This is a genomic window from Deinococcus radiotolerans, assembly GCF_014647435.1.
GTDB classification, from domain to species: domain Bacteria; phylum Deinococcota; class Deinococci; order Deinococcales; family Deinococcaceae; genus Deinococcus; species Deinococcus radiotolerans.
The window spans coordinates 1-23,524 of sequence record NZ_BMPE01000030.1 but is presented as its reverse complement, the minus strand read 5'-3'; the positions used below and the strand labels follow the sequence as shown (position 1 = coordinate 23,524).

The 23,524-nt window shown below is 65.0% G+C and carries 12 protein-coding genes; 6 read left to right on the top strand and 6 right to left on the bottom strand.

Features of this window, described 5'->3' with window-relative positions; translation table 11 throughout:
- Nucleotides 1-18: 18 nt before the first annotated feature.
- Entirely contained in the window at nt 19-339 is a 321-nt protein-coding gene (locus IEY63_RS21140; protein ID WP_189070984.1) for a hypothetical protein, read from the bottom strand.
- Between the two features lie 1,506 nt (nt 340-1,845).
- On the opposite strand from IEY63_RS21140, the gene IEY63_RS21135 reads away from it, so the two are divergent.
- The gene (locus tag IEY63_RS21135; protein ID WP_229784839.1) at nt 1,846-3,267 is read left to right on the top strand and encodes a replication initiator protein A; all 1,422 of its coding nucleotides are present in this window, start codon (nt 1,846-1,848) and stop codon (nt 3,265-3,267) included.
- A 426-nt stretch (nt 3,268-3,693) separates the two neighbouring features.
- Here the strand turns inward: IEY63_RS21135 and IEY63_RS21130 are convergent, their stop codons facing one another.
- The 5 genes from IEY63_RS21130 to IEY63_RS21110 are packed head-to-tail and all read right to left on the bottom strand — an operon-like array spanning nt 3,694 to nt 11,352.
- Entirely contained in the window at nt 3,694-4,644 is a 951-nt protein-coding gene (locus IEY63_RS21130; protein WP_189070982.1) for a helix-turn-helix transcriptional regulator, read from the bottom strand.
- Nucleotide 4,645: 1 nt separating this feature from the next.
- Nucleotides 4,646-5,083, bottom strand: a complete 438-nt coding sequence (locus IEY63_RS21125; RefSeq protein ID WP_189070981.1) for a hypothetical protein — start codon at nt 5,081-5,083, stop codon at nt 4,646-4,648.
- Nucleotides 5,080-8,337 carry a UvrD-helicase domain-containing protein gene (locus IEY63_RS22570; protein WP_189070980.1) on the bottom strand — a complete coding sequence of 1,086 codons (3,258 nt, stop codon included), beginning with the start codon at nt 8,335-8,337 and terminating at the stop codon, nt 5,080-5,082. The genes IEY63_RS21125 and IEY63_RS22570 overlap by 4 nt, the downstream gene beginning before the upstream one ends.
- Nucleotides 8,334-11,042, bottom strand: a complete 2,709-nt coding sequence (locus IEY63_RS21115; RefSeq protein WP_189070979.1) for a PD-(D/E)XK nuclease family protein — start codon at nt 11,040-11,042, stop codon at nt 8,334-8,336. The genes IEY63_RS22570 and IEY63_RS21115 overlap by 4 nt, the downstream gene beginning before the upstream one ends.
- 49 nt (nt 11,043-11,091) lie before the next feature.
- Entirely contained in the window at nt 11,092-11,352 is a 261-nt protein-coding gene (locus IEY63_RS21110; RefSeq protein WP_189070978.1) for a hypothetical protein, read from the bottom strand.
- 1,163 nt (nt 11,353-12,515) lie between these two features.
- Here IEY63_RS21110 and IEY63_RS21105 point away from each other — a divergent pair.
- The 5 genes from IEY63_RS21105 to brxL are packed head-to-tail and all read left to right on the top strand — an operon-like array spanning nt 12,516 to nt 22,672.
- A complete protein-coding gene (locus IEY63_RS21105; protein ID WP_189070977.1) occupies nt 12,516-13,307 on the top strand; it encodes a DUF4007 family protein in 792 nt (263 codons plus the stop codon).
- Nucleotides 13,297-13,791 (top strand): hypothetical protein, encoded by a 495-nt coding sequence (locus IEY63_RS21100; RefSeq protein ID WP_189070976.1) that lies wholly within the window; start codon nt 13,297-13,299, stop codon nt 13,789-13,791. Before IEY63_RS21105 ends, IEY63_RS21100 begins: the two co-directional genes overlap by 11 nt.
- Before the next feature lie 12 nt (nt 13,792-13,803).
- Nucleotides 13,804-19,065 (top strand): coiled-coil domain-containing protein, encoded by a 5,262-nt coding sequence (locus IEY63_RS21095; protein WP_189070975.1) that lies wholly within the window; start codon nt 13,804-13,806, stop codon nt 19,063-19,065.
- Nucleotides 19,062-21,203: a hypothetical protein gene (locus IEY63_RS21090; protein WP_189070974.1), complete on the top strand. Its 2,142-nt coding sequence runs from the start codon at nt 19,062-19,064 to the stop codon at nt 21,201-21,203. The genes IEY63_RS21095 and IEY63_RS21090 overlap by 4 nt, the downstream gene beginning before the upstream one ends.
- Complete coding sequence (gene brxL, locus IEY63_RS21085) at nt 21,203-22,672, top strand: BREX system Lon protease-like protein BrxL (protein WP_189070990.1); 1,470 nt, start codon at nt 21,203-21,205, stop codon at nt 22,670-22,672. The genes IEY63_RS21090 and brxL overlap by 1 nt, the downstream gene beginning before the upstream one ends.
- The last annotated feature ends 852 nt before the right edge of the window (nt 22,673-23,524 follow it).

Sequence of the window (23,524 nt, the reverse complement as noted above, 5' to 3'; positions counted from 1 at the left end):
AGGAAGCAACGAATAGGTTCAATCTTTGAGTCGGCGCAGCCGTCGCAGGAACCAGGCGGGCCCCGCGCCTGAGGACAGCAGCACGGCCAGGCCCAGCAGGATGGCCGTCGACGGACCCCCTGGGTCTTTCGGCGCGGCCGCCACAGCCAGCAGCCAGAGGCCCCCGAACACGCCAAACCAGGCGCTGGTGACGCCAGCGGCCAGGGAGAGGGTCGCCCGCAGCCACAGGGCGGCCAGGCCCAGCAGAGGGCAGGCCAGGATCAGGGCGATCACGATGCCGGCCCGGGCACTCTCCGCGTCGGGCTCATCGCGCAGGGACAGCCAGAGGCAGAGCAGCACGAAACCAGCCAACAGAAGCGGTCCAGCTGCACCCAGCCACCGGCTGCGGCACCCGCGCGTCACGATGCCTTCACACGCCCAGGCCGCCGGTCACGACGCTGGAGTGGGCGGGGACAGGGCAGGGCGTGGGAGGGCGTCACGGTGCCTCCTGTCTTATCAGAAGACCACGAGGGAGCGGCACCGTTGGTGGATCAATTGTCTGATACGCCGTCACGGCATCGTGCGCTGCCCACTGTTGGTCATGGTCATCGAAAATGATGTTTTGATGCTGCTCCGCCGGATGGATGGCCCTGAGCGACAGGAGATCAAGTTGATACGCCCCCTCCAGTCGCGAGTCTTGGACACGTTCGTTCCTCAGGTGTGCCCAGGCAAGCTCGTGGATGGGCGTGAACACGCTGGACCGTAGCCGCATCAATGCCCGTGAGGACACGCCCTGGACAACGGGTGACCGCTCAGCAGCGTGTCCCTCTTCCCCGAGGCGTGTCATAACCCATCACGACGTCCCGAATCGTGCCGCCTGCGCATGGGAATGAGTAGGGGGCGGAGCAGTCCCCTTGGACCAGGGGAAAGTCAGGGTGCCGCAGTATGGCCGGTCGCGCGTATTCAGACCCCTCCGCACAGCAGATGAGCTCATCTGCTTGTCCCTCCATCACGCTGCGTGCCCCTGTTGCCCTCTCAAGGGCCCGTGAAGGGCCTGCGTGTACTTATGAGGCCCCAGAAGGCCTAAACCATTTTGGCAGACCTTGAAAGGGCCCGTGAGGGCCTTCCAGGCGAAAAGGGCAGCGGAGCCTCGGTCGGGAGCCGCCCTTGAACGGGGGTGAAGTGATGTGGGGCAGACCGTGCGGGTCACGCGGCAGGCTGAGGATCGTCTCGCCGGTCCCCTCTGATTGTTGATTGTTCTTTTTGAAAAAAGATCTTTAAAAGATTGAATGATCATCATCAGGCAGGTCTGCCTTGTGCGTGCTGGACACGCTTTATGACTCTCAATCGCCTGAGTAGTCCGATGCTTTTGCCCTTCAATCGCCTGAGTAGTCCGATACTTTTGCCCCTCAATCGCCCGAGTAGTCCGATAGGGAAGAGGACCAACCGCCTGAGTAGTCCGATACTTTTGCCCCTCAATCGCCTGAGTAGTCCGATAGCCCCCTCGCGGGAATCGCCTGAGTAGTCCGATACTTTTGCCCTTCAATCGCCTGAGTAGTCCGATAGAGGAGAGGACCAATCGCCTGAGTAGTCCGATACTTCGTCAGCTGAGAGAAGTGCAGTGAGGCCAACGCGTACAGGACGGGAAAAATCATGCTCCGGGCACGGCAATCGCCTGAGTCGTCCGATACCGGCCTGCCGACCAATCGCCTGAGTAGTCCGATAGGGTCTTCCGCGCGTTGAACCCGAGCAATCGCCTGAGTAGTCCGATAGTTTTCCCCCTGGCCCGCCGGCCTAAACGTCCCACGTGAGACATGTGGCGCCGGATCAGCGGGTATCATGACCATCCAGAAGACAGGAGGACGGGTGGCACGCAGAGCGACAACGGCAGAAGGCAAACGCCAGACCGCGGCGAAGGTCAGCCCAAAGCCGACTTCGGACCTGATCCGCTTCGAGGAAGCCAACGTGGCCCGTCTCGGGTTGATCAGCGTGCAGGAACGCATCCCCGAGTCCTATGCCAGCTGGACCGTCGACTTTCACGTTGATGGACGCCCTGCACGACTCACCTGCGACGCCGTCGCCAAGTACGGCGGCGTGCCCCACGGCCTGGACGGCGACGTCGCCACCGCCATCATCGACCTGTACGCCGAGGCGGGGAGCCCCGACGACGGGACCGTGCGCACCACCGCGTACCAGATCCTGCGGCGCGCTGGACTCGACACGTCCGGGCGGTACTACCAGAGTCTGCTGCAGACGCTGTTCCGCCTGCGAACGACCACCTACACCGCGTCGGAAGCCTGGCGGGATCACGGCCGGGGGCACTGGACCACCGCGACGTTCAATTACCTGTCGGAACTCGAGTTCACCAGTGACGACGAGGCGACCGAACTCTCCAGCGGCAGCGTCCTCAAAATTCGCCTCGCGGAACCGATTGTGCGTTCCATCCGCGCGCGGTACACCAAGCCGCTGGACCTGGATTTCCTGACCAGCCTCGAACGGCCCCAGACGCGCGCGGTCTACCGCCTGCTCGACGCGCGGCGGTACGATCCGGTCACGCCCGGCACGCTGCTCCCGACCCTCAGCGTCAACATCATCGAGTGGGCGGAAGCCTGCAAGATCGTGGACCGGCGGAGCAACAAGATCCGCGCGACCCTCCAGGGCGCGCATGAAGAACTCATGCTCCGCGGCTACCTGGAAGACGTGACCTATGAAGGGCGGGGCCGCGCGCAGACGATCACCTACCGGTTCGTCGCGCTGGACACGCACCCGGCCTCGCCGCTGATTGAGACCATGCGCACCTACCGCGTGTCCCTGCCCGTCGCACAGAAACTCCTGACCGACTTTGGGGAAGCGCACGTGCGCGCCCGGCTGCAGAAGTTCGAGTCGCTCATCGCCAGCGGCTACAAGGCCCGGAACCGCTCGGCGCTGCTCGTCGACGTCGTCCGCGACGACCAGGGCAAGTACGCCGACCTGACGGACGTGCCGCCCCCGCCCCCACGCCAGGCACCCGCCGCGGCGTCGTACATGCCGACGCTGGACGAAGTGGCCAGCGAGGACGGCAACCTCGAGGAGCGCGTTGAGGCCACGATGAAAACCGTGCAGTTCCTCCTGCGCGAGCGGTTGTCCGTCAGTGAATACGCCCTGCTGCGTCTCGCGCTGATCCTGGGTCGCCTGGACCAGGCCCGCGTCACGCGGGAGGCGACGCGGGCCAAACGGGAAGGCCAACTCGACGACTTCGTGACTGGACTGCTCGACGCCCTCCAGCACGTCCAGCTCGAAGCACGCTGAGGGGCGACCCAGCGCTCACGCTTTCTGGCGCCGCCTCGGGCCCGCCTGGCGGTCATCTGTCCACAGCCCGCGCGGATCTTACAGGGTGGAGCGGCACATTGGGCCCGGTGCGGTCACTGCCTCAGGCCAAGGGTAGTGACGGCCTCCCCCCGGCGTGCGCCCGCTGACCGAGCAGATAATCAGTGCCGCGGCGAAGGGTGTCTGTAAAGGGCTGTTATTGACGGCGCAGAGGGCGGAACGGTCGTCGATGTGGCCCTAACGGGACGTTCAGTCAAGGTCAGGCCCGGTGAGCAGGGCGGTCTGGACGGTCGCGAGGGCTGCGGCTGAGAATGCGTCAGACAGGAACGCTCCAGACCGGCAGGCTGTGGGGCAGCAGAGCAGCACAGGGCAAGTCGCAGGGTGCCGTCTGCGGGCGTCGGGCGGAGATCAGCGGTACAGCGAGTGGCCGCGGCCGTGTGCGTCGGCGATGTGCGCCCGCAGCTCCGCTGGCCCCAGCACCTCGACCTCACCGCCCCAGCCGAGGATCCACGGCACGAGTTCCTTCCACCCGCCGACCGTGAGGCACACGCGGGTGTGGCCGCTCGACAGGGGCTGGCAGTCCGCCGTTGGGCCTAGGGGCACCTCGCGCACCCGGTCGCGGACTGCTGGACTGAAGAACAGTTCCACGCGCACCGGGTCACCGGTCATGATGCCCCACGCCCCGGAGAGGTACTCCATGGGGTGGAAGTCCTCAGGGATGCGCGCTTCGTCGCTGAGCAGCGTCAGGTCACGCATGCGGGCCAGGCGGAACACGAAGGGCCGGGCGCCACTTTTGAGGCGGTTCACGCCGATGGCGTACGCCTGGCGGTTCTGGGGGTTGAGTTCGATGAAGTAGATGACGAGCTCGACCTGGGACTCCTTACTGAGTGAGTGGTACTTGAACCGCAGGACGCGGCCCTCAAGCCAGGCGCGGGCGACCAGTTCGAAGGTGCGGCTGGCCGACGTGTCACTGGTGTCCTTGCGCTGCTGGTAGGCGGCGTTCGCCTGGGCCGCCACGCGGCGGGCGGTCACGGGCAGCTGCGCGGTGAGTTTCTCCAGTGCGGTGAGGTAATGCTCGTTGTAGTCGGCGGCGTGGTGGTAGAGCATGCGCGCGGCGGAGTACACCGCGAGCGCCTCAACCGGGTTGAGGGTGGTCGCCCGGAGCGGCCGGCGGTACTTTCCGCTGTCGAGCCGTTCCACCTTGCCGTCCTGGCAGAGGGTTTCGAGGTCCCGCTGCACGCTGCGGAGCTTGTTGGCGGGCAGCCTCAGGCGGCTGGTCAGCTCCCGGGCGCTGACCTCGGCGTGCCCGAGGAGTTCCAGCGTGGCGAGCATCCGCTCGGTTTTCGTGGCGGGGGTCACGTCAGTTCTCCAGTTGGGCGTGCATCTGCTCACGGAATGAGCGGACCAGGGCCTGCAGGCCGCTCAGGTTGCGCAGCAGGACGCCGCGCCACGCGTCCGCGCCCGGCAGGTAGGCCTGCACGGAGGCGTTCACGTCATTGTCCAGTACGGTGATCTGCCCGATCCGGATGCGCTGCTGGGCCTGCGCGGCCGCTTCATGGGCGCGGATGCATTCGGCGGGGTCTTCCAGTGGCCAGAACCGGAAGTAGTACAGGGCGAAGTAGGTGGGGTCCGCGTCAGAGGTCATCAGGTAGTACGTGCCGCCCTCGAACTTGAACAGCACGTCCCCCTCGTCATCGAGTTGAGGCCGGAAGCCCTCCTCGGCCAGGAAGTCCAGGACGTCCGTGGCGTAGCGGGTGGGCGTCAGCGGCAGGTGGGCGTCCAGTGTCGGCTCGGTCATGGGGTCTCCTGGGGGGCGACGTCACAGACGCCGCGGAATGAGCAGTACCGGCAGGCCGGGGAAGGGGAGGGGCCGAAGTCGTGCTCCTGGATGCGGCGCACCGCGTCCTGCACGAGGGCCAGCCCGCGCTGCAGGTCGGTTTCCCCGAACTCATGCAGGCGGTCGTGGCGCAGGTACGCCAGGGCCGCGCGGGTCGCGCCGAGGCGGTGGGCGTACAGGGCCAGCTGCGGCAGGTGATGCTCGGGCTGGACGTGACGGTCGGTCTTGTAATCGAGCACCAGGGCGCCCTCCGGATCGAAGGCGTCCACGATCCCCTCGAAGGTGACGCCGTCCAGCGTCACCTGGATCGGCCGCTCCCGCTGGTAGGGCCGGCCGCGCACCTTGGTGTACGCGTCGCCCTGGAAGCTCTCCACGAGGGTGATCACGGTCTTCAGGTCCGGAGCGGCGAAATAACCCAGGTGCCGGTGCATCTCGGTGGCCGTCCAGCCGTGCTCGAGGGCGCGGTGCACGGCGTCCCCGATCTGCCGCCCGGCGAGGCGGCCTTCAGGATTGCTGGCCTCCGCGGCGTGCCGCGCGCTCCACAGCGTGACCAGGGGCGACCGGCCCTCAAGGTGCCGGTACGCGAACGCCCGCGGGCAGCTCAGGAAGGTGCCCAGGCTGGTGACGGGGAGAGTGCCGGGCAGAACCACGCCCGGGCCGGAGTGGACGTCCAGGTGCGGCCGGCCGCCCGCCGTCCGGAAGGTCAGCGGCACTGGGGTGGGGACCTCCGCGGGGGAGAGGTAGGTGCGCGCCACGCCCGCCTCGGGCAGGTGCCCGAGGAAGGCCTCGAACCGTTTCATGGGCGCCGGGCCGGTGCCGCTCACCACGCTCAGGATCAGCAGGTCCGCGGCGCGCGTGAAGGCGACGTACGCGACCCGTTCCGATTCGCTGGTGTGCCGCTCCTTCTGCGCGGCTTCCAACGCGGCCCATTCGGGCGTGTCCTCCTCAAGGCGCGGCAGGCGCAGCGCCACGCCGAGTTGCGCGTCGAAGCGCACCGCCCCGGCCGGCCCGCCGCCCTGGCGCAGCGCGTCGGCGACGATCACCACTGGGAACTCCAGGCCTTTGCTGCCGTGAATGGTCATGAGCTGCGCGGCGTCCGGGTGCGGACTGACCGCCTCGGGCGCCTGCGCTTCCAGCCGCTCGAGGCGCGCGAGGTGATCGGCGACGCTCACCACGTCCCGCAGGCCCTCCTGAGCCCACCGCCGGAGCAGACCCTGGAAGAGCCGCAGGTTCGCCACGCGGCGCGGGCCGTCCGGCATGGCGGCGTGTACGAGCAGCGCCCCCGTGCGGCGGTCCGCTTCGGCCAGCAGTTGCGACGTGCTGAGGGTCACGGACGCTTCCCGCAGCGCGCGGATCAGGGTCACTGCCCCCTGCACGGCCGGATCTGCGCTGCGCTGCGCGGCGTCCCAGAAGCATTCTCCACTCACGTGGTCCTCCCCGATGGCGAGCAGCTGCGTGTCGGTGAGGTGCACGTGCGGGCCGCGCAGCACGGCTGCGAGGTGGACGTCGGCGGTGGGGTCGGCGACGGCGCGCAGCAGGCTCACCGCGTCCATCACCTCGGGGCGGTCATACAGGCCCCGCCCGCCGTGCACCACGTACGGCAGCCCCGCGCGGGACAGGGCGTCCTCGTACGCGCCGAGGTTGGTGCGTGCGCGGAAGAGCACGGCGATATCCGAGAGCCGCAGCGGCCGGACCGAGCGCGTCTCACGGTCATACACCGGTGTGCCCTCCAGCAGCAGCGCCTGAATGCGGCCCGCAATCAGGTTCGCCTCGGCGCCGCGCAGCGCCCCGGCCTCATCACCGAGCAGGGCGTGCACCTCCACGCTCGGCGCGTCCTCCCCGGCCGGGTGTGCCGGGCGGTGGGCGTCGAGCGGCTCGAAGGTCGCCGCAGTGGGCCGCAGGCGGTCCGGGCCCTGCATCAGGCTCGCGAAGAACGCGTTCACGGCCGTGACCAGGCCCTCATGCGTGCGGAAGGACGTGCCCATGCGGATCACCTCACCGCCCCGCTCCTGCACGGTCTGGCGCGCCTCGCGGAACACACCGACGTCCGCGCGGCGGAAGGCGTAGATGCTCTGCTTCTCGTCCCCGACGACGGTCAAGGTGACGCTCTCGTCCGCGAGGGCCTGCAGGATCCGCCACTGCACCGGGTTGGTGTCCTGCGCCTCGTCGATCAGGAGGTGCGTCCAGCGCGCCTGGTAGTACGACCGCACCTGCGGTAAGGCCAGCGCGCGGTCCGCGCAGACCTCCAGGTCCGCGAAAGTCGCCACCTCCTGTTCACCCTTGAGCTGCGCGAAGCGGGTCACCACGTGCGTGAAGATCGCCCGCAGGGCCAGCACCGCCCGGTCATGGGCGCGGGAGGCGTCGGTCGCCTCCCCCAGCAGGTCGTCCCGCGCGGCGAGCCCCTGCAGGGTCTTCAGGGCTGAAGCGGCCACCTTCTTCTCCGCCGCGTCCCAGCCCTTGCCCACGTTGCCTTTCACGCCGTCGAGGGCGAGTCGGAGGTCCCGCAGCCCGCCCCGCAGCAGGGGCGCAGGCCCCGCCCGCAGCGCCGCCTGCCGGGCGTCTTCCAGGACGTCCCCGGCCGGGCCGCCCCGCAGCGTGGCCAGGGCCGAGCGGGCCGCGTCCCAGGCGGGCTGCGCGCCCTGCCACGCGCGCCGGGCGCGGTCCTCGGCGCTGAGGTCAGCCGCGCGGGCCGCGACGTCCAGCGCCGCGAGGGCCGAGGTGGGATCATCCAGCAGCGCGCGGATCACGTCCGCCCGGATGCGCCCGGGCACCTCGATCAGCACCTCCACCGGCAGTTCCGCCAGGACCGGCGTGAGGTGCTCGTCCAGCCACTCGGCCGCCTCCGCTTCATCCAGCACCGCGAAGTTCAGGCCGGCGCCGCTTTCCACCGGGTGCTCGCGCGCCACCCGGCCGCACAGGCCGTGAATGGTGCTGACCTGCATCAGCGGCAGCCGGGCCTGCACCGCAGCCCAGCGCGGCGGGTCCGCGTGCGCGCGGTGCTCCACATACGTGGCGATGCGCTCGCGCAGTTCCGCAGCGGCCGCCTCGGTGAACGTCACCGCCGCGATCTGTCCGGGCGTGACGCCCCCCTCGAGCAGGTGCACCACGCGCTCGGCGAGCACCCGGGTCTTCCCGCTGCCCGCCCCGGCGGAGATCGCCACCGAATGAGGCGCCGTGATGGCCTGCTGCTGCGGACCTGTGAATCCCCCCGTCATGCCTGCACCTCCTCAACCTGCGCCCCGCCCCGGTGCCGGCACACCGGCAGGAACGTGCAGGACGTGCAGGCCTGCCGGGCCTGATCCGGGCTCGGCGCGACGTTCCCCGCCGCCAGGTGATCGCCGAGTTCCGTCAGGAACGCCGTGACGTTCTGCTGGTGCTGCGCCCAGGTGTACCTGCGCCGCCCACCCTCGGCGGCTGGACCGGCGCCCCCGAGCGCCGCGGCCCGCTCGATGCTGAAGTACCGGCCGTTCACGGCGTTCAGGGCCGTCATGTACAGCGGCAACTGGATCTCCAGATTCAGCCTCGCGCCCTGCACCACCTGACTGATGTACGTGCCGGTCTTGTAGTCGGTGACCGTCAGGCCGTCCGGCGTCCGGTCCACCCGGTCGATGATGCCGGTCAGCTCGAAGGTGTGCGCGCCGGCGGTGAGGGTGAAGTCCCGCCGCGCTTCGAGCGCTGCGGGCGTCCACCCGGGCGGCACGAAGGCCGGGCTGCGCACCGCCCGCGTCACGGTGCGGCGCAGCTCTTCGGCCTGCACGGGCCACAATGGCCCGGCCCGCAGCGCCCCGCTGCGCCGCAGTTCCGCGACCTTGCGGTCCAGGGCTGCGTGGGCGCGCGCCGTGCGGGCCGTGGCCGTCCCGTCGCCCGCGGTCCCCTCACCCTGCAGCGCGCCGTCCAGCGCCGCGTGCAGCAGCAGCCCCGTCACCCGGCGGTCCTCCACGCGGTCCGGGTCGAGCGGCTCCTCGAGGTGCAGCAGGCGCCCCGCGAACCACTGGAAGCGGCACGCTCCGGCCGCGTGCAGCTGTGACGGACTCCAGCGGCGCGCGGCGACGGGCAGGCCCCGGTCCAGCTGCCCGGCGTGTGGTCCGGCGTGGCCCGCGTCACGGTCCACCTCCACCGCCACCCGGGCCTCCAGCGCCGCGGGCACCTGGCCGTCCAGGGCCAGCAGCAGCGCGCGTTCCTCAGCCGAGCCCAGAGGCAACGGCGCACCTGGCCCCCCCGCGTCACCGAACCGCTGCCAGAACGGGCTGGGCCGCAGGGCCCGGCCGTCCACGCCGCGCAGCGGTCGGCTGAGGACCACGTCCAGCCCCGCGCCGCCCACCGCGCCCAGGAACAGCGCCTCCTCCACACTCGCCAGACTCGACGCGTCCGGCAGGGTCACGCCGGCCGCCTGCCACCGCGCCCGGACGACACTGTCAATCAAGGGGTGATCGGCAGCGGGCCGCGGGAACAGCGTGTCCGCCAGGCCCAGCACCCACACGTGATCAAAGCGGCGTCCCAGCGCGGCCAGGGGGTTGGCGACCCGCACGCCGCTGCGGCCCATCAGGACGGGCACGGTCGTGGAGCGCAGGACGTGCGCCACCAGGCCCAGCAGCTCCTCGCGCCGGCACGGCGTGTCCCGCTGCGCCTCGCGGTCCAGGCGGTCGGTGAGCAGGCCCAGCGCCACATTCAGGGCCGGGTCCTGCCGGCACCGCGCCGCGATGCCCAGCTCTGCGACGAGCCGCTCGAGCACCTGCAGGCCGGCCTGCCAGGTGGTCTCGGCCGGCAGTTCCAGCCACGCGAGCTCAGGCGCCCAGGCGGCCGCCCCGGGCGGACACTGCGGCTGCAGCGCCCGCGCCCGCCTCAATGGGTCAAACCCGGCCCGCACCAGCGGATGCGTGAGGAGGCGCCGCGCCGCCCCGTACTGCCACGCCCGGGCGTGCGCGTCCACCCAGGCCTGCACCACGCCCCCCAGCGGTGTGTTCAGCAGCGGCTGCTGCGCCCCGCTCACCAGCGGCAGGCCATACTCGCGGGCCACGTCCGCCAGCGTCCCCAGGTACGTGGCCTCGTGACGGACAATCACCGCCAGCCGCTCCGGGCGGGTGCCCTCCGCCAGCCACGCCCGCACCTGACGCAGGCACGCCCGGACCTCCGCGTCGATGTCCGCGTGTTCCTCCCGGCGCAGGCCAGCGGACCCGGAGCCCCGCTGCAGGTACCCGGCAACCACCTGATCGCCGGTGCTCGCCGCCTGACCGCCCACTTCGGCATTCCTGAACCCCAGCGTGCCCAGCGTGCGCAGCGCCGCAGCGGACTCCTGCGTGCGGCGCTGCGCGCCGGGCGCTTCACTGGCCGGGAGTGTTAGCAGCGATCCCGGCCCGAGCAGCCGGTCCAGAAGGGCCAGCTGCGCCGCGTCGAAGTACGCGAAGCCGTGCACGACAGCCCGCCGCGCCGGCAGCCGGTCCAGGCGCGCCGCGAAGTACTCCGCACCCGCCGCGTCGTACACCCGCAGCGCCCGGCAGCGCGCCACCACCGCCTGGAACGCGCCCGCCACGTCCCGCTCCCGCGCGCTGCCTGCCACCGCCTGCACAGCGCCGGGCTCCAGGTTCGAGCGCAGCAGCTCCCCGATCAGCCCCCCCAGCCGGGCCAGGGTGCCCGGCCGGTCCGCGAGCGGCCCCAGGTACTCGAACGCCAGACCGTCCAGCGCGTCCCGGTAGAACGCCTCCCGCGCCCCGGGCAGCAACGGGTGCCAGCCGGCAGCCTGCAGGGCGTCGCGCGCCGTCTGCGTCAGCGTCCGCGCGGGCCCCGCGTTCCTCAGCGTGCCCCGGACGTCCCGGCCCGCCTGGACGTTCGGCACGATCAGGGCCATATCCGGTGAGTAGTGCGCCGAGACGGCCCGCAGCAGGGCGCTGGGAAACGGGTGCTGGAGCAGGGTGCGGGTCACGTGGTCACCCGAGCGGCTACGCCGCGCCCACAGCCTTGCAGATGCCGCGTCACGCCACGCACCACAGGTCGTCGGTGGGGGCAGCCGCTGGGTAGGTCGGGCGGTACACCGTCACGAGCGCGCCGTCCTGCACCACGAAGCGCATCTCCCCCAGGGTGTACAGGCGCGCCTTGCCGGCACACATCCGCAGGAACCGGGCCCGGCGCAGCAGGCGCAGGAGCCGCTGGGCGGCGGCGGCCCAGCCGAGGTTCCCGGCGAAGCGCTCCTGAAACCGGGTGATGGCGTGGCTGGTCAGTTGAACGTCGTTCATGGGGGTGCCTCCTAGCCCCCAGTGTCTTTCGGCCCTACGTCATCTAGTGACGCAATTGGCGGCGCCATGAGCACGTCAGCAGGTGACGCGCCTCACCCGCACGCTAAGGTCATCTCAGGAGCCGTTGCAGGAGATTCACCCATGACCACCATGACCTTGTTCGCCGCCCCTATCACCGCTACACCTGGCTCTTGGCACGAAACCACATGCTGTCTGCGCGGGGCGCCAATTCCGGACCATTGCACGCCCTGCCTAGTGGTACCGCCGTTCAGCGGTACCTGCGCGTCACCTAGCCGGTCACACCTGTTGCAAGATTGCCCACTCCTGGGTGTATGCCTTGCTGTGCTCAAAAACAGAGGTGAACGCACTAGGACCGGAAAAATCCCTCATGGCGTCAATCGCCTTGCCTTAGCCCCTGAATCTACCAGACAACGGAGAAGGATCTGCGACGAGGGCCGCATCTATGGGTGAATGGAATCCCCCACCGGGTGAACGGACTAATCTGCTGATTTGCGTGAACGTTGAAAGGACTTCAGGCGTAGAGTCGGTTTAAATCATGACCGAAGCCCACTTCCGAAGTCCGAGCCACCTGTTCTTTTTCCGGCCTGGACAGGACGGATCTTGCTCTCTCGGTGTGGCTCAATGTGCCCGAGTTGAAAGACATCATATGCGACCCCGGCGAGGAATCACCGGATGCACTTGAGGCTCTTATTGAGAACGGCGTAAGTACGTGCTGGTGGAGTTCCACTTGCCGTGTGACAGAGGACTATCGAATGACGAAGCGTAACCTCAACTGATGCAGATGTATGCCGTTAACAATGATCGGTTTAAGGCGCATCTAGGCAAACAGACCCTCGGCTGAATTCTGATTGTTTTTTCTTGTCACCACATTGAGATCACAGGCTGTCTCCAGACCGTTCGATTTAATGATGGAACGTAAGTAGTCAAGACAGCATGTTCCATAAGTACGTAAAAAATCGAGAGGCGATCATTAGATCGCCAGCAGATCTAAAGAGTCTCGGGTAGGTTATTTTCTTGCGTCTTGTCCGCCTTGAAAGAGGTAGTGGGTGTATTACAAATGAAGCCGACAGGGGGAAGTTAAGAGTATGGAAGGTATGACAGCACAGTCAAAAGCGGCAGACCCCGACAACAGATCTGGAAGTATGTTCCACGAGAGTTTCTCGTTGAACCGGCCTGCAATGTCACTCATTTTGCCGATTCTGGCCAACGGAGGAGATGAAGCCACGTTTTCAGCCGCGCTTCGCGACAGTCTCGGTGCCAATTACGTTAAGGCCATGCCCCGGTACGCCCGGTCCTGTGGTCTCGTTGAATTCGGTCTTCCCAAGCTGACTCCGCTTGGTCAGCATGTGTTGGCACATGATCCATCGCTGACGCTCCCGGCCACGCAGTGGTTAATGCACTACCACTTGAGTGCTCCCTCTGGACCTGGTCCACGCTTCTGGCATGACCTTACTGTGCGCCTTCCCGACTATGACGCCACGTTCAGCTCAAACGACCTGACAGAAGAAGTGGGTAAGAGCGTAGAAACGACGCAGGGGCGAACCCTGGCTGAGCGAAGTTTACGAACCTGCGCGACTATCTACACAGGAACGTACACTAAGCCAGAGGGGCTCGGTGCGCTGCACCTGGTGCAGGAGGCTCCCGATGGGTACCGCTTGGGGGACGCTGAGCCAGTTCCACTGGGTGTCTTGGCCTATGCACTGGCCCACTATTGGGAACGTCGGTATGGTCATGTTCAGACCCGCAATCTCAGCGACCTGTCGGAGCCAGGAGGCTTTGGCCGCCTGTTCTTCCTGAGCCAGTTCGCGCTCAACAAGGCACTCAGGGCGCTCACAAGGCGAGGTGTGCTGGAACTGTGGCAGCAAGCGCCACCTCATCAGGTGACCAAACCACCCAAACCTGCTGCACTTCTGGAAGAAATCTATGACGATTGAAGAGGCTACAACTGCCTTGAAGCTGGAGGAGGTCGAGGCGCTCGTGCGCCGCGTGACTGGCGGTGGACTGTATGTCAAGACGGGCATGGTGTTATTGCCCCAGCGCTGGCTGGGCCGCGAGAAGGAAATCGCAGCGCGGTTGAACCTCGGGCACCTCGACTATCAGCGCTGGCGCGTTGGACGGCTCCGGCCTGGCGAGCGGCTGCTGCGGTATTCCGCCGATCGCCTCATCGCCGAACTCGACGCTATCTGCGCCGAGAAGCATGAAGTCCGGCACCTACTGGTGTCCAACCTGGATTTACCCGTGGCGGCTTTGAGTGGCGAGGAACTCCGGAAGTTCTGGGCGTTTCTACACAGCGCCTTTACGAAGCGGTCTCAGGGCTTACTCGTGGCCTTTCCGCTGGCCGCCGAAGAACTGCTGCCGTGGGACGCCGACCTTGCACAGTGGAATGACCAGGGACGCCTGTGCACCTGGAATCTTTAAGGAGATAAGACTATGAGTGGCCCCGCCCTTGTCCGCGATATCAGCGTTCCTGATACTGACACTGAGTTCCGTAGTGACGTTCAGCTGTCCACGTTCTACGAAAACCGCGAATTAAACCATGACTTGACCCGCCGTTTCATGTTTACTCGTGGCAGTGGGGGGCGAGAAGAACGTAAAGGCACGGCGGAACTACTCGATCTGCTGCGCCAGACAGCCACCTCGCCCGCACTCGACAACCGTTTTACATTTCAGGCGACCTATGGGCATGGCAAGAGCCACTTTGGTCTGGCCGCAGCCAACTATTTCGGACAGTCCCAGGGGTCAACTGAGCTCGAAACCGTACTAGGCAAGCTTGAGCATGTGCTGCCGCCCGACCGCGCGGCGATGTTCCGGCAGTACCGCGAGCACACCGCCCCGTTCCTGGTAGTCATCCTACGTGGTGACCGGCCAGGCAGTCTGCGCGACGGTTTTTTCCGAGCCTTGGATGAGGCACTCGCGCAACATGAAGCCACGCGGAGTATCAAGCCTCCCTTCTGGTTCGCCGAAGCGGAAAAAGCGCTGGGGCGCATTGCGGGCAGTGAGGAGTCAGCCAAGCAGGCCGAGCAGTTCCTGAAACAGCGGAACCTCGACCTGTTCAGTCTGCAGGACATGGTTCGGGAGCGAGAGTCTGCCGCCTATGCCGCGGCTGTAGAGGTCTTCCGCGTGGTCTACGGGGTGGCCCCTGACTTCGGCGCTGAGACTGCCCTGAACGACGCGGTTGACTGGGTGGCAGGCACGCTGTGCGGACCGGGCAAGCCGTTCGGCGGGCTGCTGGTTCTTTTCGACGAGTTCAGTGTATTCATCCGCGATTATCTGGCCAATAACCCTACAGGTGCGCCATTCCAGGATCTGATGAATGGGGTTTCGAACAACCGGGGCAGGGTGCTGTTTGTCGGCCTCTCGCAGCATGACCCGACTGTTCTGGCTGAGCGGGGCGGAGCGGCCACGGCTGACCTGCTCAAAGAACTTAACCGCATCCCGGAACCCAACCGTCAGAAGATGCAGACCATGCTTGAAGATGTGCTTGGCGCCTACTTCCGCACCGATGATGCCGCCTGGAGACAGTTCATGGCGCAGCGGGGGATTGCCACCTCTGTGGCGGACGCCAGTGAACTGGCGTACACGCTCTACACAGGCGAGCAAAGCAGAGCACGCTACGGGCGCAAGGGCCTGAATTGGAATTTTGAAGTGTTCCAGGAAAAGGTAGCGAAGCAGTGTTTCCCTCTACATCCGTTGACCACGGCGATGCTGTCAAGCATCGAGTTGGAAAAGTCGACGAGCGTCCGCTCCGTCCTAAATTTTGTCCTCGACGAGGAGGGCGGCGTTCGCACGCACTTCGATGAACCTGCGCAGTTGACAAATGGGCGGCCCAACTGGGTGCTGCCGACTTTGCTTGTTGACTACTTCGGCGAAATGCTAGACGCGGAGAAATTCAAGAACTTCAAGAACGTCTTTAAGCCAGACCTATCGGCTGAACAGAAAGCGGTGCTCAAAGCCATGTTGCTCCTGGACATCTCGGAACTCTCGGTGCGTGACGTAGGTTACGAGTTGGCGGTGGCCGAAATGGCTGGTCTCAGTGAGGGCGTAGCCAACGAAACGCTCAAGGCGCTGGAAGCGGAGCACTATATTCGGCGCGACAACGCCAATAAGACCTACTCCTTCTGGGTGGGTTCCAACGGCGCGATGGAACTTGACCGGCAACTCCGTGAGAACATTGCTCTGCGCGAACAGAAGGGGACGCTCCATACCCTGTTTTCGACGTACATGGCGCAGGGGAATCCGGTCAACGACCTGGGATTGACGGGCTGCCACGAGGTCACAGTGGAGTGGGGGAGCCCAACCGACTGGGCCGCGCAAGAGGTCCTGATTCCCTACTCAGCGCTCAAGTCCACTGTGCTCGAGGCGTTGAGCGCGCAATACGTCGTGCCTCTGGACAAGGGGCCCAAGGCGCGCGGCGTGGTGGTGCTCGTGATTCCCGGGACGCAGGCGGAGGCTGACGCCGCTCCTACCAAGATTCGCGAGATATTCAGCGTTTCGAGCAAATTTGAGACAGCCCCCATGCTCTTTGTCTGCCCGCGCGAGCCGCACGCCGAGTTGACCGCCACGCTGCATAAATTGGCAGTTCTAAAAGACCTGGTCTTTAAATCTGCCAATGAGCTGAAGGTGGGCGGCGTCGTCTACGAGGAGATGACCGGGCGACTGCGTGAGCAGGCGGAGGTGACCCTTGAACGTATTCGCCGGAGTGGCGACCTTGTGGTGGCTCCCGCCATCAGCGGCGGCCTGGCAGCCAAGAACATTACTACGGCAACAACCAACCGCCTGGGGACGGCGCTGGTCGTGGTTTATGGCGCGGCCTACAGCAAGCACCCGGATCGTTTCTTCGCCCAATACAAGCTCAGCGGGTCGAACCTGAACAAGGCGGTCGTCGACCTGCTTCATGAACTGATTGACAACAGCCTTGACGCGGTGCAATGGCCTTCCGGGGCGTCCATTCAGAAAGACTTGGTTCGTATGCTCCAAGAAACCTGGGGCATCATCAGTCCGCGCAAGCAAGTGGTGGAACCGCAGCACAGCCGCGTTAGAGACGCCTGGGTGCGGCTTGACGCGACCTTCTCGCCCAAGGCCGGGAAGGTGTCGCCCGGCGAGGTGCTTAAGGAACTGCTGCAGACCCCTTACGGCTACGATCAAAACACGTTGGCCCTCCTATTCGCGGCCTGGATTGGCAAGAACCGGACCGCCATCAAGTTGGGGGGGATTGGCAGTCTCGGCCGCATGACTACTACCAAAGGGCAGACACAGAGTCCTTTCAAAAAGCCTGCGGATTTCCTGAAGGCGATGGCTGCCATCGAAATCTCCCGCAAGGACATGGGGCAGGAACTTGCCAAGGTCAAAGTGGTGCTCGATGCTCTCGAAGCCAGCCCGCTTACCCAGGTGGAGGCCAAGAAAGGCCGGCTGATCCTTGAAGAGTTCAAGACGAACAATCCCCGCTACGACAGTGAATACCTGCAGACCTTGGACCGCGCTGCAAGCAAGCTTCAGCAGGGGCTGGAGAATCTTGAGGCTTACGATAAGGCAGTCAGCGACTTCGAGATCAGGCTCAGCCGGGCGACCACTGTTGACACCGCCGTTCCATTGATGGGGACTCTTACCAAGCTGCCGCCCCTCACGGTGGTGATGTCCGAGAAGCCTGGGATCGAAGACCTCCGGACGCAGCTCACCAGCCGCATCTTGACGGTCACCAAGCAGCAAACCGCTGACTTTTCTAAGTTGTCCGATCTCGGCAAGTATGCACTCCGCGAGCAACAACTCAAAGGGCTGCTGAACACCTTGAAACCCCTGAACCTGACGGAAGCGAACGACCGGGTGCAGCAAGCACTTCAGGATCTGAAGTCGGCCAAGGAACGATTGGAAGGCGAGCAGGCCGCGGAGCAGGAAGTGAGCATCGTCCGGAGCATTCCCACCAAGGGGAATCTGGCGACCCTGCGCGACAGTCTGAAGAGTCTTCAGAAGCTAGATCCTAAATCGAATCGGGCTGCGGATCTCGCCGAGGAGAAGTACACCCAGATCAAGGCGGCCATCAGCGACCTGGAAGGTCACCTGCGTGAACTTCCCGACTTGTTGGGCGCCGTGTCGGACGCGAGTGAGGCCAAAAAGCTCCACCAGCGGCTGCTACAGGAGAACTACCAGTATCGCGACACGCCGGAAGCCGAACCAGTGAACGCCGCGACCTCACGCGCTGAACAGCTCGTGGCGTACTTCGAGGTGGTCTCAAATTGGCGTCCGCCGGCCAATCCCCAGGACGCAGAGGAAACTCGGGCCCGACTCACCGCGCTGGATCAGAAGTTTGCAGCCGTCTTAACGCCCCAGCAACAAGCGCTGGTGACTGCAGCGGTCTCAGCCCTGGACGCGCAGGTCACGGAGTATGAGACCAAGTCGCTAACCTGGCTGGCGGAACGGCAAACGCGCATAGAGGATGGGACGGCGTCCACAGCGCTGGCCCGAGAACTGGAGACGCCTCCAGCCTTCCTGCCGGAGGCCAGTCGGCCGGCACTCGAAGCCCTCAGGGACGCTTTGCGCTCGCAGCTTAACGTGGCAGCCCAGGAAAAAGCGGCACTCGAGCGGATCCGGGCCGTCCCCGAGACGGGGTCAGTCGTGAAGCTACGCGAAAGCCTTGCCGAGGTTGCCGGGTGGCCCACCCTGACCCCTGGGGTTGTGGAGGCGTCGCGCACCAAGCAGGAACGCCTGCAAGCAGAACTTGCTCGCTTAGAAGCACTGCCTGCCGCGTGGAGCGCAAAGGTGGAAGACGTTCTCACGGCCCAGGCGGCCGGCAAGTTGCAGGCAGACATCATCCGGCATGAGTCGCGCTACCAGGGCAGCGAGTGGGAAGGTCAGCTTCACATGCTCGTGGCTCGGGCCGATCAACTCGAAGAGGTACTACGGGAGGTGGAGGACCTGCGTGGTCGCCGTGACCCACGCCTGCGTGACCTCGCTGAACGGCGGCAGCAGCTTGAGGACCGCCGCACCCACTCGGCCCTGGGTGATCGGCAGCGTGCGCGAATTGAAGTGGACATCCAGGATGTTGCGCGGCAGACCACTGAACAGATCGATCGTCTCACTACCGACTTGCGCCAGCAGGCCGAGGTCCTGGACGGTGCCACCACCCTCCGAGCCATTCAGGCGGTAGACCTGGGCCGACTCCCCCGGGCGTGGCTGCCGCCAGAGCTGCAGCTCCAGCTCCAAACCCTTGAAGCCCGCCGAGAAGCGCTGCAACATCTATTCAAGGACCTGGAGAGCTATACGCCTGTGTCTTTGCGTGACCTTGAACACGCACAAGGAGTCATGCAAAGGTTGAGCGAGCTGGCCAGTAATCCCCTCCTGTCTCCTCAACAACAGGCCTACGTGGAGGAACTCCGCCAACGGGTAGCAGGCATCGTTAAGATCAAGGGGCAAGAGACCGAAAGCTGGCTGCAACAGCAGCGTGAGCATTTCGAGGCGCTACAGCCTGACGACGGAATGGGCCTGGCCAAGGTTCAACAAGCGCTGCGTACTCCGCCGCCCTTCCTGGATGACCCGTTGCGTCAGAAGCTGCAGGTCCTGCAGGCAGATGTGGAGCGCCGACTCGAGGAGAATGAGGTTCTTCAGATTGAGGCGCTGTTCAGTCGGATCACCTCTCCGGAGCGCCGGCAGGCCTGTCTGGAGCGTCTGCGGCAGCTGAGTGAGCTGACGCTCGCATGAGTGCCCGGTTCTACATAGACCCAGCAGGCGGTGCCGAGGTCGCTGACGCGCACCGCGTAAACAGCGAGGCAGAATTTCTGCGTCTGGCGCTCGATGAGCGTCCCCTGCTCGTGCAGGGTGACGCGCTCTCTCGCTGGGCCAAGCGCTTCGCCGCCGCTCGTGGCATCCCCACCCAGGACGTGGTGCCGCCCATGATCCGCTTGCAGGGGCTATTGCCGCACCTGCCCCTGTCCGACGCGCAGGCTGCCCTGACGCGATGGCCAGACCTTAGCCAGGCCGGGAGTGCCGAGGAACTTGCGCAGGTCGTGCTGGGCAGTAGTGCGGCGGTGGGCGAGCCCCTGCATGCCGCGCAGTGGCTCCTGTGGTGGGCTAGTGCTGAAGCGCGGGAGGCCGCCACAGAGCCCTTAATGCGACAACTCGGATCGGCATTGGCTGGCAGGATGAGCGGGCAGTGGCGCCAGGTGTATGAAGACACAGCCGAGAAAGGCCACAAAGCGGCCACGACCCTGCTGCAATACTGGCTTCGGTTGGAAGGCGACGCGTCAGGCTGGCCACGGCCCTTTCCGATCGTTTTCCCAGATGACATTTCCGGACAATTCAGGGCCTCATTCGTACAGGCGACAGCGGCGCGTGGCTTGGCGGTCTATCGCGAACTACGGGAGCGGCAGGCTGATCCCCAGGTTTTGGCGCTTGCTGGCACGGCGGCGGGGGAGTGGCTGCGCCACCATCCAGGCGAACTGGGCCGGGACGTGCTCCGCGAGCTGCAGGACCACTTGTCGAAAGGACTGTACGACGACCTGTGGGCCACGTTACCCCGGCCACTTCCTCCGATGCCGCCTACTGAAGTGGCCGGCTGGGCCAATTGGATGACCGGTGCTTACCTGCCCTACCGCAGTTGGGAAGGCGCTGATCACGCGGCGCTGCGGCCTCATGTGCGGCACTTCGTGGAGACCTTCTTGCCTCTCTATGCAGCGGCGCTCAATGGCGGTGCCCATGCCGAGCGGTTGATTTGGCAGCGCAGCGCCGGGCTTGGCAGTCAGCCGTATGTCACCCTTGTAGCCGTCTGCGACGGCTTGCACCTCCTTGACCTCGCGATCCTGCAGCGCGCTTTGACGACCCATGACACCGGGCGTCGGCTGACCCTCACTGGGCAGGACATCGTGTTCGGTGCACTCCCCACCATTACGAGCCGCGCCAAGCCGGCCCTATTCCGGGGGGTTTCCCCTGCGCATGCCGGGACGCAGGACCCGCTTGGCCGCCACGAGACCCGCGAGGAGATGGTGGCGGCCGCGCTGCAAGAAGCAAGTCCGGGGAGCGTGGTGTTCTGGAACATCTCTGAGCCCGACGTGATCTACCACAAAGCCGAGAGCTTGGATCGCGCGCGTGACGAAGTCACGGCCCGGCTCTCTGTAATTGCCAAGCGCGTCCTGCGCCTGCTGACCGCCTTGCCGCAAGGACGCCCCGTGCAGTTGGTGGTGACCACCGATCATGGGCGGCTGCTGCGGGGCTCCACGCGCACAGCCACGCCTCCCGCCGGCTTTACCCCAGAAGGACGGGCCGCGTACGGCACCTGGGCGGACATTCCTACTGAGGGCTTCCGGCTGGAAGAGAACCTGGCCCTGCTGGGCCGCAGCCGCTTTGGACTCGCTGAGGACGCCGCCGCTCTGTTCAGCGACGAGACGTTCGTCGACAGTGCGGGGCGAGGTGGACAGGTTATCTGCCCTCACGGCGGCCTGAGTCCGGAAGAAGTCCTGCTTCCCTGGGTGGTCTACGTGCGGGACCTGGCCTTTCACCTACCGGTTGTTACTGCTGAGGGAGAAGGCCGAGCTGAAGATGTTGGCACCTTCACCCTGACCCTGACCAACCCCAACTCCGTGCCACTGACCGTCGAGCGTCTGGGCGGTTCGCTGGGCACTCAGGTAACTGACTGGGCCGCCTGGATCGTGCCGCCCCAAAGCCAGGCGAACATCAGCGTGACCCTTGCTTCGTGGCCCAAGTCCGCAGTCCTCAGTACGCTGACTCTCAAGGTCAGTGTGCGGGCGCCGCAGGGAACGGCCCAGGACGTCAGTGTGACTATGAATCTGAAATCTGAAGAACTCTACACCTCCACCAATGACATCCTGGGAGACCTGCTGTGATGAATGCCGAAGTCCTTAGTGCCCCTGCTCCTCTGGACTGGCAAGCCCTCCATGACCTGAATGCCAAAGTGGCCGAGGTCTTCAAGTCGCTCGCCATTGACAAGCGCCGCCTCCCGGCCAGCCAACTGACAAAGCGCGGCATTCCCGCTTACGTGGCGGAGTGGGTGCTGGAAAGCGTGGTACCGGGGCAGGGTGACCTCAGTACCGAGGAAGCCACCAAGGTTCGTGATTGGGCCGCGCGGATCATTCCTGGCCCAGGCGAACACAACATCATCAAGCACCGCCTCGCCCAGGGGCAGACCGTCAAAGTCCTGACGCCCTTGCAAGCCGAAGTGAAGCTGAAAAAGGGCAAAGAGCCGGAGCGCGTCGCGCAGTTGGGTTTGCTGGGCATCAGTGACGCTTACATCGCCGACGCGCTGCTTGAGAATCACCCTGACCTACTGCGGCAGGGCATGTGGGGTGTGGTGGAGCTCGGCTCGCTGCAAGACGGGGTGGCCGTCTTGTCCTTTAAACCCATGCAGGCCAGCGTGAACCTGAAGCTGTATAAGGACGCTCGTCGGCAGTTCACCCTGCACGAGTGGCGGGCGCTGCTGCTCACCTCACTGGGCTTTGATCCCGAATCCTTCACCGAATGGCAGCAGACCCTGCTCCTGTGCCGCCTACTCCCCCTTGTGCAGAAAAACATGCACCTGATGGAACTCGCGCCCAAAGGCACCGGCAAGAGCTTCACCTTTGAGAACATCAGCCCGAAAGTCCGTCTAATTAGCGGAGGAAACATCTCCCCGGCTGTGCTGTTTGTGAACAACGCCAGCGGGCAGTGGGGTCTGCTCGCCCGCTTCAGCGTGGTGGTGTTGGACGAGGTGCAGACCGCGCGCTTCGAGAAACCCGAGGAGATTGTGGGCGGCCTGAAAGGGTATTTGGCCAACGGTATGCTCACCCGCGGCGGCCTCCACCAAACAGCCAGTGACTGTGGTTTCGTGATTTTGGCGAATATCTCTTTGGACGACCAGCAGCGGCCCCTGCGGGAACTGCTCGTCGAAGAGCTACCCTCCTTCCTGCAGGAAACCGCCTTCTTGGACCGCATCCGCGCCCTCCTGCCCGGGTGGCAGTTACCCAAACTCAGCTCGAAGTTGCTCGTCGGCCCGAGTTCGGGCCTGACGATGGGCCTGAAATCTGATTTTTTTGGTGACGCGCTGATTGCCTTGCGGGACGACCTTGAAGCTGAAGGCTATGCTGCCCGCAACGTCCACCTGTCGGGTGAAAAGCCCTACCGCCGCAACGAGGATTCAGTCCGCACGATCGCTGCTGGCCTGATGAAGCTTCAGTTTCCCCACGGTGAACTGAGCCCGCTGGAATATCACCGCTACTGCGTGAAGCCGGCTCTGCAATTGCGCCAACTCATTTGGGATCAGCTCTATACTCTTGACAGCGAGTACAGACAATACGAGCACAGTCTCAGCGTTCAGTGATCACGTTCATTGCACTTCGTCGAGAGTCATAGAGCGCTGAATAAGATCGTGAAATATGAGCAATACAGGCGCGGCATTTAAAATCGCTGGGGCATTGCCCCAGCGATTTCCCTTACAACGGCGGGCGCGTATGCGCTAAAGAAGCCGTTTTTAAAAAACTTTCTGCTCGCTGATCACCAGGCGCTAACGCCGTGGACGATGCTAGTCATGAAAGTTCGCGTGCCTGTCTGACAAACAGGTGGGCTTCACAGCGAATGTCCCTTTGAACTGCCCCTTCATGCATTGCCGCTACATTACGCGCCGCTAAGAGTCACGCGCTAACACGGTCTCAATCGTTTCAGGTACTTCTGATGGCGTCGGATACTTCTGGGCCACATCCGACGTGCTTCAAGATAGGGAGCAAGGGGAAATGGGTGGGAGGAACCCGCTAGGCAGCAGTTTCCGCTTCGTCAAGGCCCGCCTAAAGTTGGCATTAGGCATGTACGTCGCATGCGCCAAGAACAGACCGAACTGCACGCTTCCCGCAGATCGTCGATTTCGCGCAGGGCGAATTGCCGTTCGGTGAATTCCAGGGGGTGTTACCGCAGAATCCCTATCCTCAGACACCGCTGTAGATCGGTGGACAACGCCTTATGTAGGAACAGCCTCAGGAAGAGGGGAACTCATTCCGGGCGAGTGTAACGAAGACCAGACAGGGGCAGGTGTTAACCTCCCGACCTGTCTGGAGAATTGTCGACCATTTCCTTCAGACTGTGAACCAAACCTGGCGAGGCCCATATCATCGCTACCTGACTACCCTTCAAAACGCACAGTAGGCAGCAGAAAGTCGGCTCCTGTACGGTATTTCTGCGA